Annotated in this window: 17 protein-coding genes and 2 pseudogenes; 12 read left to right on the forward strand and 7 right to left on the reverse strand. The window is 34.5% G+C overall.

Going from position 1 to position 14,751, the window contains the following annotated elements; genetic code table 11:
* The first annotated feature begins 11 nt into the window (after window positions 1–11).
* Together B4N43_RS16325 and B4N43_RS16330 are read left to right on the forward strand one after the other, a co-directional pair.
* Window positions 12–1,130: a GTPase gene (locus tag B4N43_RS16325; RefSeq protein WP_286735624.1), complete on the forward strand. Its 1,119-nt coding sequence runs from the start codon at window positions 12–14 to the stop codon at window positions 1,128–1,130.
* Window positions 1,123–2,583, forward strand: a complete 1,461-nt coding sequence (locus B4N43_RS16330) for a GTPase domain-containing protein (RefSeq protein WP_286735625.1) — start codon at window positions 1,123–1,125, stop codon at window positions 2,581–2,583. The genes B4N43_RS16325 and B4N43_RS16330 overlap by 8 nt, the downstream gene beginning before the upstream one ends.
* A gap of 504 nt (window positions 2,584–3,087) precedes the next feature.
* On the opposite strand, the pseudogene B4N43_RS25530 reads toward B4N43_RS16330, so the two are convergent.
* Window positions 3,088–3,390 (reverse strand): annotated as a pseudogene (locus tag B4N43_RS25530) (hypothetical protein); the annotation flags it as partial.
* Between the two features lie 365 nt (window positions 3,391–3,755).
* Between B4N43_RS25530 and B4N43_RS16335 the strand changes: the two are divergent.
* The 3 genes from B4N43_RS16335 (at window position 3,756) to B4N43_RS16345 (ending at window position 5,939) form a co-directional block, all read left to right on the forward strand.
* Window positions 3,756–4,418, forward strand: a complete 663-nt coding sequence (locus B4N43_RS16335; protein ID WP_286735626.1) for a hypothetical protein — start codon at window positions 3,756–3,758, stop codon at window positions 4,416–4,418.
* 199 nt (window positions 4,419–4,617) lie between these two features.
* Window positions 4,618–4,773, forward strand: a complete 156-nt coding sequence (locus B4N43_RS16340) for a hypothetical protein (RefSeq protein ID WP_286735627.1) — start codon at window positions 4,618–4,620, stop codon at window positions 4,771–4,773.
* A gap of 107 nt (window positions 4,774–4,880) precedes the next feature.
* Window positions 4,881–5,939: an acyltransferase family protein gene (locus B4N43_RS16345; RefSeq protein ID WP_286735628.1), complete on the forward strand. Its 1,059-nt coding sequence runs from the start codon at window positions 4,881–4,883 to the stop codon at window positions 5,937–5,939.
* 13 nt (window positions 5,940–5,952) lie between these two features.
* Here B4N43_RS16345 and B4N43_RS16350 read toward each other — a convergent pair.
* Window positions 5,953–6,492: pseudogene (locus B4N43_RS16350) on the reverse strand (IS1595 family transposase); the annotation flags it as partial.
* A gap of 204 nt (window positions 6,493–6,696) precedes the next feature.
* Entirely contained in the window at window positions 6,697–7,083 is a 387-nt protein-coding gene (locus B4N43_RS16355) for an integrase core domain-containing protein (RefSeq protein ID WP_286735629.1), read from the reverse strand.
* Between the two features lie 464 nt (window positions 7,084–7,547).
* On the opposite strand from B4N43_RS16355, the gene B4N43_RS16360 reads away from it, so the two are divergent.
* From B4N43_RS16360 to B4N43_RS16380, 5 genes are all read left to right on the forward strand, one after another.
* Window positions 7,548–8,495 (forward strand): Abi family protein, encoded by a 948-nt coding sequence (locus B4N43_RS16360; protein ID WP_286735630.1) that lies wholly within the window; start codon window positions 7,548–7,550, stop codon window positions 8,493–8,495.
* Between the two features lie 411 nt (window positions 8,496–8,906).
* Window positions 8,907–9,161 (forward strand): thioredoxin domain-containing protein, encoded by a 255-nt coding sequence (locus B4N43_RS16365; protein WP_286735631.1) that lies wholly within the window; start codon window positions 8,907–8,909, stop codon window positions 9,159–9,161.
* Between the two features lie 23 nt (window positions 9,162–9,184).
* Window positions 9,185–9,430: a hypothetical protein gene (locus tag B4N43_RS16370; protein WP_286735632.1), complete on the forward strand. Its 246-nt coding sequence runs from the start codon at window positions 9,185–9,187 to the stop codon at window positions 9,428–9,430.
* Complete coding sequence (locus tag B4N43_RS16375) at window positions 9,402–9,617, forward strand: hypothetical protein (RefSeq protein WP_286735633.1); 216 nt, start codon at window positions 9,402–9,404, stop codon at window positions 9,615–9,617. Before B4N43_RS16370 ends, B4N43_RS16375 begins: the two co-directional genes overlap by 29 nt.
* Window positions 9,618–9,641: 24 nt before the next feature.
* Window positions 9,642–10,004, forward strand: coding sequence for a hypothetical protein (locus B4N43_RS16380; protein ID WP_286735634.1), 363 nt, complete (start codon window positions 9,642–9,644; stop codon window positions 10,002–10,004).
* Window positions 10,005–10,464: 460 nt separating this feature from the next.
* On the opposite strand, the gene B4N43_RS16385 is transcribed toward B4N43_RS16380, so the two are convergent.
* The 4 genes from B4N43_RS16385 to B4N43_RS16400 form a co-directional block, all read right to left on the reverse strand.
* Entirely contained in the window at window positions 10,465–10,803 is a 339-nt protein-coding gene (locus tag B4N43_RS16385; protein ID WP_286735635.1) for a helix-turn-helix domain-containing protein, read from the reverse strand.
* 424 nt (window positions 10,804–11,227) lie between these two features.
* The gene (locus B4N43_RS16390) at window positions 11,228–11,677 is read right to left on the reverse strand and encodes a hypothetical protein (RefSeq protein WP_286727767.1); all 450 of its coding nucleotides are present in this window, start codon (window positions 11,675–11,677) and stop codon (window positions 11,228–11,230) included.
* 711 nt (window positions 11,678–12,388) lie between these two features.
* Window positions 12,389–12,667, reverse strand: a complete 279-nt coding sequence (locus B4N43_RS16395; protein ID WP_286735636.1) for a hypothetical protein — start codon at window positions 12,665–12,667, stop codon at window positions 12,389–12,391.
* Window positions 12,668–12,725: 58 nt separating this feature from the next.
* On the reverse strand, window positions 12,726–13,070 hold the full coding sequence (locus B4N43_RS16400; RefSeq protein WP_286735637.1) for a hypothetical protein: 345 nt from the start codon (window positions 13,068–13,070) through the stop codon (window positions 12,726–12,728).
* A 665-nt stretch (window positions 13,071–13,735) separates the two neighbouring features.
* Between B4N43_RS16400 and B4N43_RS16405 the strand changes: the two genes are divergently transcribed.
* Window positions 13,736–14,113, forward strand: a complete 378-nt coding sequence (locus B4N43_RS16405) for a hypothetical protein (protein ID WP_286735638.1) — start codon at window positions 13,736–13,738, stop codon at window positions 14,111–14,113.
* A 1-nt stretch (window position 14,114) separates the two neighbouring features.
* Window positions 14,115–14,741 (forward strand): TlpA family protein disulfide reductase, encoded by a 627-nt coding sequence (locus tag B4N43_RS16410; RefSeq protein ID WP_286735639.1) that lies wholly within the window; start codon window positions 14,115–14,117, stop codon window positions 14,739–14,741.
* Window positions 14,742–14,751 lie beyond the last annotated feature (10 nt).

Genomic DNA, 14,751 nt, shown 5'->3' on the forward strand with positions numbered 1-14,751 from the left:
ATCAAATAGATATGGAACAAATTTTTAATACGGAAGAGATTAAGGCTCAAGTTGACATGGAATATCGAAAGTTTGTAAATAGTATAAAGAATACAAATATTCTTATATTAGGTCAAACAGGTGTGGGAAAAAGTTCATTATTGAATCAAATCTTTGGTGAAAAACTAGCTAAAGTATCAAATGTTAAACCAGAGACTAGAGGTTTTCACACTTTTTCGTCAGATAAATTTCCTATAAATATTATCGATAGTGAGGGGTATGAATTGGAAAATTCCGCCGAATTCAAAACCAATTTAAAAGAATACGTTGATGATAAATTCATAAAAGTATCTGAACAAGTGCATTTAGCATGGTACTGTATCAATGTTTCATCATCTAGAGTATTGCCATTTGACATCGAAAATATTAAATTTTTAGTAGATGTATTAAAAATTCCTACCGCGGTCGTGTTTACACAATGTGATTTAGATGATGAGAACGGTAGTACCGCGTCATCCTTAAATGATGTAATAAGATCTCAATGTAAAAATAGAATTAATACATTTCAAGTTAGTAATTTACCGAATCTTAAATTAGATATTGAAAAATTAATTGAATGGTCATCAAATAATATATCGGATGAGAATGTAAAGGCAGCATTCATTCTTTCTCAGAAAGTTGATTTAAAAGTGAAATTTAAACAAGCTGAAAAATACATAATCGGGGCAGCTGCCACTGCTGCTGGAATAGGTGCTACTCCTATTCCTGTTGCTGATTCAGCAGCATTATTGGCCTTACAAACAGTTCTTGCACTAAAAATTTTTAGTATATATGGTATACGAGAAGAAGTTGGAGGTATTGCACTTAATATATTAAAAGCTAGAATTATTTCCATTGTTGGTAAGACATTGGCGGGTAGTTTATATAAATTAATCCCAGGTGCAGGTACTATTGTTGGAGGTCTGATTAATGCAACAGTAGCTTCAAGTTTAACGTATTCACTTGGGTATGCTTTATCCAAGTTAGCTGAAAAGCTTTTCATGCAAATTATTGAAGGTTCATTTGATATGGAGATAATAAAGAATATAATAACCGAGGATAATTTGGATATATTTATGGAACAATTTAGGAGTAAAAAGGATAATGCATAAGTTAAATATTGTAGTCGCCGGTAAATCGGGCGTTGGGAAAAGCTCATTATTAAATTATATCATTGGCAATAATACATTATTCGAGACAGGAGACGGGGCTCCTGTAACGCAGCATTATTTCAATAAGGAAATTTTTAAATCTAATAATATCGAATATCATTTGTTCGATACCAAAGGAGTTGAGCCAGATACAGTCAATGAATTTTATGCAGAACTGACTGATCAAATCGACAGATTTAGTGAAAATAGTGATGTATTTGAACGTATGCATACGTTATATTATTGTTTCGGTGCTAATAATAAGAGGATTGAGCCATTTGAAATATCATTTATAAAAGATATGATGGATCACCTTGATGTTGTTATTGTTTTTACTAAATCCGATTTGATTAGTGAAGAGGTAAAAGTTGAGCTCAAGAGAGAAATTTCAAAAACTATAGGAGGTGACATAAAAATCTTAAACATCTGTAGTATTTCTAAAAAACTAAGAATTGGGGAAGTAAAACCATTCGGTAAGGAAGAGGTTTTAAGACATGCATTCATGGGGTTGTGGAACACTTTTTCGAAACACGTACCTCGTTTATATGAATCTCTATTTTTTGATAAGCAAGTGGCATTGGATTTCAATGATAAAGCTATTAGAAGAGGTTGGTATAAATATTTTGGTTCGAACCTCTCAGGGAAAAATAAAAGACATTTGATATATTTGGATCAGTACATGTTTTATCGTTATGGAGACTTTATTGCCTTCTATTTCGGAGACTCTTTTACAAGCGACTTTATTAAACTTACGTATGATTTTCTAAGGAAAAGTAATGAACTATTGTACAACGAAGTAGAGGCCACGTATGTTTTTAACAATATTATAGATAATTGCAATTTAACTTATAGGAAGATTCATGATTTTTATTCGACTCTAACAAATGTAGTAATTCCATATCAACCTTTATTAATAACTGAAAAGAAGCTGAAAAAGTTATGTAAAATATTATCACTTGATGTTTCAGGTAAAATTAAAGAATTAAATAAGGAGTATTTAAGAAAATTTTGGAAATTGAAAAGAGAACCTACTTGGTTTGGCGGCGATGAGAGACAATTGGGACAAGATTTTATTAAAAACTATATTTCTGAAATCGTAAACATCCATAATGATGTTTTGTTATACCACATCGATGATATTGAATCAACATATGAAACTGAACTATCTCAGTTTGGAGATATTTTAATAAAGAATTCATTTAATGAGCAAAATCAGGAGCCATTATTTTATATCGATCATGTTAAACAACTAACAGCAAATCAAAAGATCTATTACAAAAAGCTTAAGGAAATTTATGAAGAAAAAATTTTTATAGATCAAACGCTGCGAAATAAATTAGATTTTCTACGAGAAGCTTTAGAGATAATTCCTCAAGATGCTGGGCTAATTGAGGACTTTATTAATAGATCCTAGAAACAGATGTGATTTTGTAAAATTTGGTGTTATCTCTGAAGTTTTGGAAATCAGTAAATTAAGGGAAGAGTGTAATCTTATGCTCACCCATTCGATTTTTCGTTAGTGTTTGTTTTTAAAGGAACTCAAGAGGGCTTCGCCGTTTTGAACGCTTCAAGGCAGAAGCTATGCAAGATCTTTACGAAAGTTGAAGGTTGTTTCTAACGATGGCGTTCTAGCGCCATTAATGAAGCATCTGTTTGATGCGCTTCATTGCATTTTGTGTATTTCGGCCAGCTAAAATGATATAGGAACAGCTTGTTGAAATTGAAAATTAAAAATAGCTGTCTTAACTTAATCCATTCCTACACGTTCGCCTTTGCAGTAAAAGCATTGGAAGATTTGGCTCAGCTTTGGTTTTATGATGTGAAATACTAAATTACTGCCATTAACTCTTCGAGACATTTTTCCGTCAAAGCTTGCTTGTCAACTTTATCAGGGTATTGTACAAAATAGACTTGAACGTTATTCGAAAAAATTTTCACTGATATAGAAAACTGTATCTATAAAATAGAGAATTCCATCCTTTGTCAATACATTATCGTCATGAAGATCTTCAAAAATCAAACCTAGGTTATCGCTTATGTAGTCGTTGTTACTTGTATTGCGAAAAGAGTTATATTCGAGGAAAGAGCGCACCGAGTGAAGATCAGTTGTTTCGTTCGCTATGATAAATTGTTGTTTTACTATGGCATATAGTTGTTCATCGATAATTTTGAACCCTAAAAAATCGTAATGAGTAGAACTAAAGAAAAAATTATGGATAAGTAAATTATTGAAGTTTTAACCAATAAGCATAAAATATCGATGAATTGAGCTTTAGGAAGTTAAGGTCATCAAATTTGTAGACATGCTTTCAGCGCCCTCACTAATAAACATCCGCTCATCTATCGCGTCTAAATCGCTTCTTTCGTTGTTAAGAGATCGTATGGGATCCATAAATAGTTATTTGTATATTGTTCAGATGCATCTATCAGTTTCTTATTTTGAGATCTCGCAATTGAAAAAACTTCATGAACATAAAAATCATCTGCAGTCTGATTTATCACTTTTATTGTACAAAACGCTAATTAAATTAGTATTTTGTATTGCTATTTCTTATTTTTGTGCTGTTAACCAGTTGATAAATAATTATGAGTCCAAGATCAAGGCGTACAGATGATCCCTTGTGGAAATCTATTTTGGAGCAAACATTTTCGCATTTTCTACGATTTATTTTTCCGGATGCAAATGCTGTTTTTGATTTGAGCAGACCCTTTGATTATCTTGACCAAGAGTTTGAGCAATTATTCCCTCCGGAAAGCAATGGCAAGGGAGCCCGTTATGTGGACAAGCTTGTAAAGGTTTTCTTAAAGGATGGCAGCGAACAGTTTGTACTCTGCCATGTAGAGATCCAGAGCAATAAAGGCGGGGGAGATTTGGCCGAGCGTATGTTTCGCTATTTTTATAGAATATGGGATCGTTACAAAGTTCCAATTACTGCTATTGCAATTTTGGCAGATGAAGACAGAGGTTATCGCCCTGTGGTATATAGCCAGGAGTTTATGGGAACTTCATTGCGGTACGATTTTAACAGTTACAAGATCCTAAATCAGGAAGAATCGGAATTACGATCAAATAGAAACCCATTTTCTGTGATTGTCCTTACGGCACTTTTGGCTATAGTAAACAAGAAAGTGAACGATGAAGGACTGAAGGAAATAAAACATGATCTTTATGATGAGATGATGAAAAGAGAAATGGATAAGGATACGCGACAAGGGTTATATGATTATCATTGGTTGAATTTTTTTTAATAGGAAATGATGCTGTAATGGCATAGCTCCTTACGGTTCCTAACTTACTACGTAAGTTTTGATAATGAGGAAGTTTTAGGTATATTTCCTCAATAGATTAGTTCTCGATGGTAGAGGAGAGATCGATAAATTGCTTTTTGTAGGCAATTTATCTTAGTTTGAAAAAGAAATAGAAACAAAAATAGGAAGGAGCGATACTATGGGCACTCAAGAATATTTATTAGATAAAGCTGAAAAAAAAGGAATTCAGAAAGGCATTGAAAAAGGTAAGCGCGAGGAAGCTATTGCCATTGCACTAGAGTTTAAGAAAATGGGTTTACCTATTGCTGATATTGCTAAAGAAACCGGTCTTTAGGTTACTATATATAAACGGCATTTCTTTAATTGGATAGTGAAATTTTTTAGTTGTTTTTAATATTCTTTTTAATAATATTATTACATTTGGTGTGAATTCACTATTTTATGAAACAACGAGTTTATACCTTAGACTATCTAAGGGGGGGGGCAGCATTGCTTATTCTAATTTATCATTATCTTATTTTTGAAGGTGTCGAGTTTGATGGCGAATCTTTCATTAGGAGGATGGGCTACTATGGAGTGACCATCTTTTATATATTAAGTGGATTAACATTATTCTATGTATATAATGAAAGCTTCACATTTAAAAAAAATACTATAAAAGCATTTTTTATTAAGCGAATTGCTAGGATATTACCTTTACTTTGGTTGGTTTCTCTGAAATCAGTTATATTCAGCGATAACCCTCCAAATTATTTAGATGTCTTTTTGAATTTGTCAGGTTTGTTTGGCTTTTTTAAATGGGATACCTATTTTGCTACTGGTGCATGGTCAATAGGAAATGAGTTAGTTTTTTATGCTTTTTTCCCTTTTCTGTTAGTTGCGGCTAGAAAAAGGAATATGTTATTTTGGTGTATCGGAGCCTTTATCTTACTCATAAGCATCTACTTTTCTTTTTATGTTTTGCCGGATTCGATGAACCAAGATACAATATTTTGGAGAAATTATGTGAATCCACTGAATCAATTGATTTACTTTTATTCTGGTATCGCAATAGGTAGGTTATTTTCAATAAATAAAAGTATTTCTAAAACCGGTCTGTGGACCGTATTAATTATCTCATTGATCGTTTTTGTTTGTTATCCTACTGGGAGAAATGATGTTCTCCTAGTGATAAAAGGAAATAGGTATGTATTTTTTGTAGTTTGTTGGCTTATTGTAGCCAGTCTATATCTGTTGAAAGCGAATACAAATGTATTTATCCATAAACCGCTCCTTTTTTTAGGTGAGATAAGTTATGGAATATATTTATTTCATCCCATTGTATATTCGCTTTTTAAGAAATTATTAAATATCTTTCATATTTCACTACCTATGTATTCTTTCATATTACTTGCGGCTATATTATCTATTGTCATTAGCTATTTGAGTTATCGGTTTTTTGAAACAAAATGCGTTAAAATAGCAAATAGATATTTAATAAGTTGTTCGAATAAAATTTAATCTGATTATCCGTTTAAGCTCCAGTAATATTAGCAATTACCAGTCTATCAAATAGTTTCTCGCCAAAGTGCCTCCTGTCAAGCTTGTAAATGAATTCGTTGAGATACAATTGCAGGTATTTTCGTTTGATTTTGTGATAGTTCCCCAATAGTGTCCTTTTTGCATTGCTTATTGCAATATGAACCCATTTGAGTGTTTCCTTTGTAATTTTGGCATCTGACTTTTCAGTTACGTGCAATTCTACCAGGTCCGATATATCCACATAGGAGGTGCTCTTATCCGTCAATACGATGCTATCATCACAAATACATTCCTTGACCAGCTCATTTACTCCTTCGCTTTGGTGGCTCTAGAGCACCTTGGCCTTGAAATAACGAACATGACGGTCCTGTTTTCCTGTTTCAGTAACCTCCAATACTGTACTCTCGGCCATAACCGCCACTTTTTGTTTCCCCTTGGCCCCTCGACCACGGGTACCTTTACCTCGCTCTATTTCCTTGCTACTGACAGAGAAATAGCCCTCATCAAGTTCAACCATATCCTGTAGCATATAGTCGCTTCCTTATCTAGAAGATGCTTAAAATGTAAACGACAATCTTCCTCTGTGCCAAAATGTGCTGTAAAACTGAATATATTCATTCTATGATTTCTTAACCCCTCTAATTTACTAAAAATATTAGGCTTCTTTACGGAGAATCAGGAAATTTAATTATTTCCACGAGTCAGAGTGGAATTGCAACTTAAAAGTGGAGACTTTTTATGCTGCTAATTTCTGTTTTGATCGGTAGAACATTTCTATTTCATTTGGCGTTCTATATCCAATTGAAGAATGTATGCTTTTGGCGTGGTAAAATCCTTCAATGTACCTGAAGACCTCTAGCTTTGCAAGCTCCCTATTAGGAAATTTATGATGGTATATGCATTCTGTTTTCAGTGTTTTGAAAAAGCTTTCAGCTACAGCGTTATCCCAGCAGTTACCTTTACGTCTCATGCTCTGTTTTATACCGTTTTTATTTAGCATAAGCTTAAACTCATCACATGCATATTGAATCCCCATGTCGGAATGAAATATCAGTCCCGGTTTTATCCCTCTGTTTTTTATAGCCATTGCCAGTGCCTTAACAGTGGTATTACCCGCAGTCATGTCATTATCTGATGCACTGATAATTAATCCTCTTTTCTTTAATTGCTTATCTGTTCATCAATAGTAAAGGCTTGTTTATCGTACATAAAGGAATAATGATTGGTTATTAAAGCAAAAGACACGCCCTGGGACGCTGTTCTGATGGGTAGCGTGGCGTGTACTGTCGATACAAACATAAGTACTTAAATTTATAAAGGCAAATTTATTTGCCGTTTGTGGGAGCTTCATTAGCTTAACCCAATTATTGGACGCTAGGCATCGCCTTAAAAGCAGTCTAAAAGTTTGTTTAGGTGAGCCCAGTGCATTATTTAATTCAACAGTTTGATATGTAATGCTACAGGATTAATTAAAATTATTCTTATTATTTTTTTAAATATATTCTTTTGTTCGTATATTTGTTTCGTTACACCCTCGCACGCCTCTGTATCAAGCGCATCTTGCGAGGTTTTTTTTTGCCTAATTTTATGAAATACACCAAGAAAGCTTGTTCCATCGACGAGCATTTAGAGATATTAATTGATCGTGGATTAACTATTGATGATACTGATAGAGCAAAGAGGTATTTGGGAAGCGTTAGTTATTACAGATTAAGTGGCTATATGTTCCATCTTCAAGATAAAGGAAATGCATCGAAATTTTACGAAGGAACTACATTTAGTGATGTTATAAACTTATATACCTTCGACAAAAAGCTTCGGTGTGTATTCTTAGAATATTTGGAACGAATAGAAGTGTGTTTGAGGACGCGTATACTTAATGCATACTCTGAACCCAAAGGTTTTTATTGGTCCGTAGATCCGCTGAATTTTCTTGATAAAAGAGATTTGAGGGATAATGAAAATGAGGTTTTAAACTATCATACCTATGTTTTGAATTCAGTAATTATAGATTTTGAGAAGCCCAAAGAACAGTTTTTGAAAGCTTTTAAGTTCAAATATACAGATGAAACTTACCCTCCCGAAAATATGTATTTTGAAACATTGTCATTTGGTAAGTTAATTAAATTATATACCTGTCTAAAGAATGATAATACGAAAAATTCGATAGCTACAGCATTTAAACTACCCTCCGGGAAAACCCTTGTTAATTGGCTCCTTTTTCTAAATGATGTGCGTAATGTTTGTGCTCATCATTCGAGATTGTGGAATAGAAAATTTACTGCAAACAAATTGATTTTTCCATCACGTAAAGACCATAAGATAGAAGGAGCTATTCCTGAAGCTTCCAATAGTAATATTTATGGCGCCATAATCGCTATAAATCACCTGTTGCTGACTTTTAACACCAATAACTCTTTTATTGATAAGTTTGAAACCCTTATTGAATTACATTCGATCAATGTAAGAAACCTAGGGTTTCCCCAGAATTGGAAACGTGAGGCTCCATGGAGGATAAAAAATAAATCCTCCTGATTGAGTCAGGAGGATTGGCTAAATGCTAGATACTTTTAACCGGAAAATCCAATATAAGAATAATTTTTTGGAATCAAAAAAAAAATAAAAATAACCTTTCGCTGTTTGTTTTTCCTTTTTTTGTGAAGAGCCCTCTTAGTATAATCCAATTATTGGACGCTCTCCCTCCCCGTAAAAGTAATAGAAAAGTTGACTAGGTTTACATGCTAAAGGTTTAGAAAGGCCATATATTTCATCTGCATATAGCTCATTAAGTTCTCCTGAGAAAAGTCTATTAAATCTCTTCGCAATAATTTTATAGCTCGCTTAGACCTAAATGATCCGGCTATTTTGGTACATGATGAGTTTTCTGCATTAAATGGTGCAGCTGATACAGCAGGAATAACAAAAACTACATAACAATTATTAGCCGTGTTAAAAAATAGAGATTTAAGGTATGAAGCGCTTCAACTATCAAACCGCGTAAAGAAGTCCAGAAACGGCTATTTGCTACCTCATACTGATGCTGCAACTATTTTTAAGAGCATGACAGATAAATACCGTGGTAAAGTCGTTGTTGTGGATTTTTGGGCGCAGTGGTGCGGTCCCTGCCGCTCCGGTATTGAATCATCGCAAGGGAAACGCTTAAAACTGAAAGATAATCCGAATTTGGCGTTTGTTTTTTAACAGATATTGAGGGGACTCCAGATATGGAGTTTTATAAAGATTATACCGTTAAAAATAGCATGTTTGAATCCTATCGGGTTTCTGCCGATGAATATAGGGCGTTACGCGAATTATTTAAATTTAATGGAATTCCGAGGTATGTATTGATGGATCCTGATGGTAAAATTAGAAATGATAATTTTCAAATGCATAACCTGACTACTGAACTTCCAAAAAATTACCCACAGCTGTTAAATAATTATGAGTCCAAGAAGAAGGCGTATAGATGATCCCTTGTGGAAATCTATTTTGGAGCAAACATTTTCGCATTTTCTACGATTTATTTTTCCGGATGCAGATGCTGTTTTTGATTTGAATAGACCCTTTGATTATCTTGACAAAGAGTTTGAGCAATTATTCCCTCCGGAAAGTAACGGTAAGGGAATTCGTTATGTCGATAAGCTCGTCAAAGTCTAATTAAATGATGGGAGCGAACAATTTGTGCTCTGCCATGTAGAGATCCAGAGCAATAAAGGCAGGGGCGATTTGGCCGAGCGCATGTTTCGCTATTTTTATAGAATATGGGATCGTTACAAAGTTCCAATTACGGCTATTGCAAGTTTGGCTGATGAAAGCAAAGGTTATCGACCAGTGGTATATAGCCAGGAGTTTATGGGAACTTCATTGCGCTACGATTTTAACAGTTACAAGATACTCGATCAGGAAGAATCGGAATTACGATCAAATAGAAACCCATTTTCTGTGATTGTCCTTACCGCACTTTTGGCTATAGTAAACAAGAAAGTGAACGATGAGGTGTGCACACTTGAGGTCCAATTTTCAGTGTCATATCTTCATTTTTAAGGCTGGCGACGAAAATTACCTTAGCAAAGTTACTTAAGCTTTCATTGGTTCGTTAATTTCTCCATACTCGCCCTTGACTAAGCCTAAACGTTCAATACCAAGTGATGTGTTTCTATTTTTTATCAGATAGTGCCTCTATCAAATGGGCACTCAAGAATAATTATTAGATAAAGCTGAAAAAAAAGCAATTCAGAAAGGCATTGAAAAAGGTAGGCTTGAAGAAGCTCTTGCCATTGCACTAGAGTTTAAGAAAATGGGGCTACCTATTGTAGATATTGCTAAAGGCACTGGGCTTTCTATCGGAGAAATCGAAAAACTGTAATCAAATACTTTTAAAGTTTATAGATATTTATTGTGAGCTATTTCCGGAAGGGAGTGGCTTTTTTATATAAACATTAAATCGAAATGAGGCTATTTGAGCTGGATGTTGATATATTTCAATAAATCTTGTGGTGGAGATTTAAACGTTATTGTGCTTGTACAATTGATCATATAGCTGGATAAGCTTTTTCTGAAGCTGAATAATTTCGCCATCACGGCAGAGTATCTTTTCCGAAATTACTTTTAACTCATCAGCATGCTCTTTAATTTCTTCTGTTTCAGAATAAGATAATAGCTGTACGGGAGTCAAATTAAATACCTTTGCGATTTGGTTTAATCGAGAGATATTTAGATCTGTAACACCGGTTTCAATTTTAGAAAGTGCAGGAATTGATATTTCTAATCGCTTTGCAACATCACCTTGGTGCCAGCCTTTTTGATGTCTCAGTAATCTAATTGCTTTTCCTAGTTTGTCCATTGAAAAATTAATTTAATGTTAATATACAAAAAAATATCCCTGACTCTCCCTCGTTACCAAAATTCTTTAGGCGTTGTATCAAGTGATTAGAGATGAGTGCCTTTTATAAACTAAATATATGACGAAAAAAATCTGTTTTGATATAAATGAAGTTGGTCTTATAGCTTTTTGTAAAAGAACCCTAATAAATTAAAGCGCTTCTTTAGATGTTGGTTTATTTCAACTGGTTTAGGATATTGTAGCAATAACTTTCTGAAATTGAAAAATTAAAAATATCTTTTTGCAGTTTGTTTCCCCCGTTTTGGGTTATCCTAGGTTAATCCAATTATTGGCCCCTCGCGTTCGCCATAGAAGGAGTTGACGTGTTGGCAGTATTAATCGTGTCGCTTCTTTCGTTTAGAGTTAGTATAGGATTCGTAAATAGTTATTTGTATAATTGTTCAAATGCATCTATCAGTTTCATATTTTGAGATTTTGCAATCGAAAAAACTTCATGAGCATAAAAATCATCTGCAGTTTGATTTAGTACTTTCGTGAATCTTGTATTTTCAATGCCTGCTTTTTCTGAGACCTCTGCTTGTGACGATACAAATTGAGTAATAAATTTTTGGTAGGTATTCAACGTCTTATCGTTTTTTACTTTGCCTTTTTGTTTTGCAAGATATTTTCTATGGGCTGTGCTGGCGATTTCGGATAATGCATTTTCACAGTCTTTGTCAAAGTCGTTCGATAGTAGTTTTACAGCATTATAAAAATTTCGACCTTTTACTACTGATAAATCACTATTTACTTGAAAAGACTCTAAAGGTTTTTTCTCCGATAAAATCGCTTCAAACTCTTTATTTAAAGTTTTCAAAAACTTTTCAAACTTCATTTTATATTTCTGTTAGTTAATTTCTTAGGTTTATATCGCAATTTTTTTTGCGATTATATTTTGTATTGTTATATTTGTATTATAATCAGTTCGCTGATTTAGTCTCGGGCACGAAACGGCAAATTTCAAAAGACGTGAGACGTAGGGTTTGCGACCCCCAATGCTTTTTGTATCTTTACAACAAGGAGGGGCAAGCTCCCCTATTGGAAACTGCGTCTGGGTTCTTTGCCGTACCTGTGCTCAGTGGAAGATAGTGGGGCTTGCCTCTTTTATATTTATAAATGTTTGCGTCTTACTTCCCCTTGAGACTCTTGTTGATAACCCAATTAGTAAATTATGAGACAAAAAGTGTCATTAACCACAACAGAACGACGGCAGATCAAGGATCAGCTTCGTCGGCTTGCAGTATCACTGCTCATCAAGAACAAATACTGCCCACCAGAATAGCTTCTTAAGAGCTAAAATTAACAATGGCCGATAGCCCTTTGGGCTTCGAACATAGAAAAGCCGTAAAGGCCTATTTATCGCATACCAATTGTTGATTTTACCGGCCTGTTTTTTTAGATCCACGCTCTAAAATTGAACAGCCCTCATCTCTTTTATCTTCGCACTTTAAAAGTAAGGGTTTACGATTTCAAAAGCAAAGATTTTAGAAAATAATATTATAGAATTTCTATAAAAAAGGTCGGTTTTTAATAAGAAAGCTTGATCCTAAGGATTCTTAAAAGTTTGGTTTTTTATGACCTTATAAATAAGATCGGGGTCTAGATCACATAAATCTACGATCTTAAAGATAGGGGCAAAAGTAAATTTTTGAGGGTTGCCTAGTTTATCAAGGTAGGAATTATATTGAAGGCCTAAAGCCTTAGCCATCTTCGTAGGCCCTTGTTTTTCTAATAACTTCATGGATTTGATGTTGCCCGATTCAAACAAGGATTTTATCGCAAAAAAATCAGGATCAGTGCTGTTGGATTTAGTTAAAGCATTCATTTTGTTTAATTAAGAACGATAACAAAGAAAAGCGATGAAGTAAGGAGCTGAGTATATATTAACCTTTAATACTTTCTTTTTTAAGCTTATCTATATAATTGTTAGAAAGTGTTTTTAAGTGCTTGTGAGACTCTGACTGGATTACATTAAAAATATAAGTAGGGTCAATATCGATTATGAATGACAAGAGCAGAATATGTTCAGTTGAAAATTTCCAGGGTTGATGAACTTTTATTAGAAAGGAATTATAGTTCATTCGTAAAAGACTCGCAATTTTAGTGGGGCTATAATCTAATAGAGATGACATATTTTTAATTGTGCCGTCTGTAAAGAGAGATTTTAACGCCACAAAGGCCCCATCTAGTTTGATATCTGTTTCAAATTTAGTTTTCCACGTCGCCATAACTTTAATTGTTTATAGCAATGTGCAATCAAAATCTTTAAAAGGCCTATTATAAATATTATTTGTAATCATAAAAGAACAAATTGTATTCTTTTATTTTTTATTTGTATTCTTTTATTTATATTTGATTAATATTTTAAGATGGATTGTATTTAAATCCAATGGTATTTGATATAAGAGTCTTGCGGCTACATTTTCTCAGGCCGTGACGCAAGGCAGTAGATTGAATACCCATGTCTATTCTTATGACCGCTTTTGTTATATTTGCTGAATAAGATAGATGTGGGGCTACTGTTAGTCTGTGTTACGTAAGGCCTGAGAACTGAGAAGTAGCCACAGCATGTAGCCCCCATTTATTTTAATGGATGGCCAAAGCAAGACTCACAATTATAAATGTGAGTATGAACCAGAAAAAACAGACAACAAAAAATCTTATTACCGCTCCCGAGTAGCTCGGACAGCTTGGTCAATAGAATTGACCCTTCACTGCTATGGATTGCATCACGCCAATATATAACCTTTGTGATTAACCATTCAAATGCGATCTAGCTCCTCAATTAAATTATTGTTTACCTGACCTAAGCAAGTTTAGGCATTCCAAAAAAAGCTGATTTCGGTCGGATAGGGAGAGCTATGCGCTATGGTCACAGCTAAAAACTAAACACATGAAAGCCATTTATGAAGATCTCCTGCATCTTGACAGTCCATTCTATGAGATCCATGAAGACAGTTACGATCCATTGAAATGTATCGAAAACTTTTGGAATAATTATCCGCTATCCACAATACGCGAGTACCTCTACGCATTAGACCTCAAATGCAAAACCCTCGGCGCAGCTACTGAAAGCAAATTAGAGGCTGTACAGCAAACGCTGTTTTTGGCCGATATCCTGCGTGCTCTGATGGCGTATTTCCTGACGCATAGCCGTCATTTAGATACAACCCAATTAAAACTGTCAACTCTGGAAGCCAATATGAAGGAACTCCAGCTGACCCAAAAAATCAACGATTTTTTTCAATCCATTAACCAATCAAAACCTTAAGATGATGAAATCAATACTATACAATTTATACAAGGCTTTTAAGAGCAAACGAGCACGAGCAATGCTGCTGTGTTTGGTTTCTATGTTTAGTTTATCTGCCCAAACGCCCCGCAAGGACAGCGGGGCCAATGGGCTTCCTGCAGTTGCACCAATCAATGTAGGCGATCGGGTTCCCGAAGATTTTTACACCCGACAGTATAAAGTTTACACGAATGGTAAGGCTACCACTACAGATCTAAAACATCTGAAAGGTAAGTTGGTCATCTTGGACTTCTGGGCCTCATGGTGCGGAATGTGTCTAACCCAGATGCCAAAAGGAGAGAAGCTGAGCCAACAGTATGCAGATACGCTAGCTATAGTCCTTGTCAATACCAGACATCGCCGGGATGATCTCCAAAAAATTAAAAAGACCTACATCGAAACCTTATCTCGGATAGGAGGGAGCGCGCTACCTACTGTTTATGATGATGAATACTTGATACGCTTGTTCCCTCATGCTTCAATTCCGAGATATGTATGGATCTCCCCACGCGGTACCGTGCTAGCAATTACAGGTCATACATTCGTAAATAAAGAACAGATTGATAATGTAATTGACTTGTTGAGGGGGCAAGGTAATTATGAATAAGTGGTTAATT

The organism is Sphingobacterium sp. UBA1897 (genome assembly GCF_002337775.1).
Taxonomy (GTDB): Bacteria; Bacteroidota; Bacteroidia; order Sphingobacteriales; family Sphingobacteriaceae; genus Sphingobacterium; species Sphingobacterium siyangense.

Bases quoted from the DNA above. Each gene is read 5' to 3' on its own strand.
- B4N43_RS16325 (WP_286735624.1), top strand. From the start codon at position 12: ATGGAACAAATTTTTAATACGGAAGAGATTAAGGCTCAAGTTGACATG.
- B4N43_RS16330 (WP_286735625.1), top strand. From the start codon at position 1,123: ATGCATAAGTTAAATATTGTAGTCGCCGGTAAATCGGGCGTTGGGAAA.
- B4N43_RS16335 (WP_286735626.1), top strand. From the start codon at position 3,756: ATGAGTCCAAGATCAAGGCGTACAGATGATCCCTTGTGGAAATCTATT.
- B4N43_RS16340 (WP_286735627.1), top strand. From the start codon at position 4,618: ATGGGCACTCAAGAATATTTATTAGATAAAGCTGAAAAAAAAGGAATT.
- B4N43_RS16345 (WP_286735628.1), top strand. From the start codon at position 4,881: ATGAAACAACGAGTTTATACCTTAGACTATCTAAGGGGGGGGGCAGCA.
- B4N43_RS16355 (WP_286735629.1), bottom strand. From the start codon at position 7,083: ATGACTGCGGGTAATACCACTGTTAAGGCACTGGCAATGGCTATAAAA.
- B4N43_RS16360 (WP_286735630.1), top strand. From the start codon at position 7,548: ATGAAATACACCAAGAAAGCTTGTTCCATCGACGAGCATTTAGAGATA.
- B4N43_RS16370 (WP_286735632.1), top strand. From the start codon at position 9,185: ATGGAGTTTTATAAAGATTATACCGTTAAAAATAGCATGTTTGAATCC.
- B4N43_RS16375 (WP_286735633.1), top strand. From the start codon at position 9,402: ATGAGTCCAAGAAGAAGGCGTATAGATGATCCCTTGTGGAAATCTATT.
- B4N43_RS16385 (WP_286735635.1), bottom strand. From the start codon at position 10,803: ATGGACAAACTAGGAAAAGCAATTAGATTACTGAGACATCAAAAAGGC.
- B4N43_RS16390 (WP_286727767.1), bottom strand. From the start codon at position 11,677: ATGAAGTTTGAAAAGTTTTTGAAAACTTTAAATAAAGAGTTTGAAGCG.
- B4N43_RS16395 (WP_286735636.1), bottom strand. From the start codon at position 12,667: ATGAATGCTTTAACTAAATCCAACAGCACTGATCCTGATTTTTTTGCG.
- B4N43_RS16400 (WP_286735637.1), bottom strand. From the start codon at position 13,070: ATGGCGACGTGGAAAACTAAATTTGAAACAGATATCAAACTAGATGGG.
- B4N43_RS16405 (WP_286735638.1), top strand. From the start codon at position 13,736: ATGAAAGCCATTTATGAAGATCTCCTGCATCTTGACAGTCCATTCTAT.
- B4N43_RS16410 (WP_286735639.1), top strand. From the start codon at position 14,115: ATGATGAAATCAATACTATACAATTTATACAAGGCTTTTAAGAGCAAA.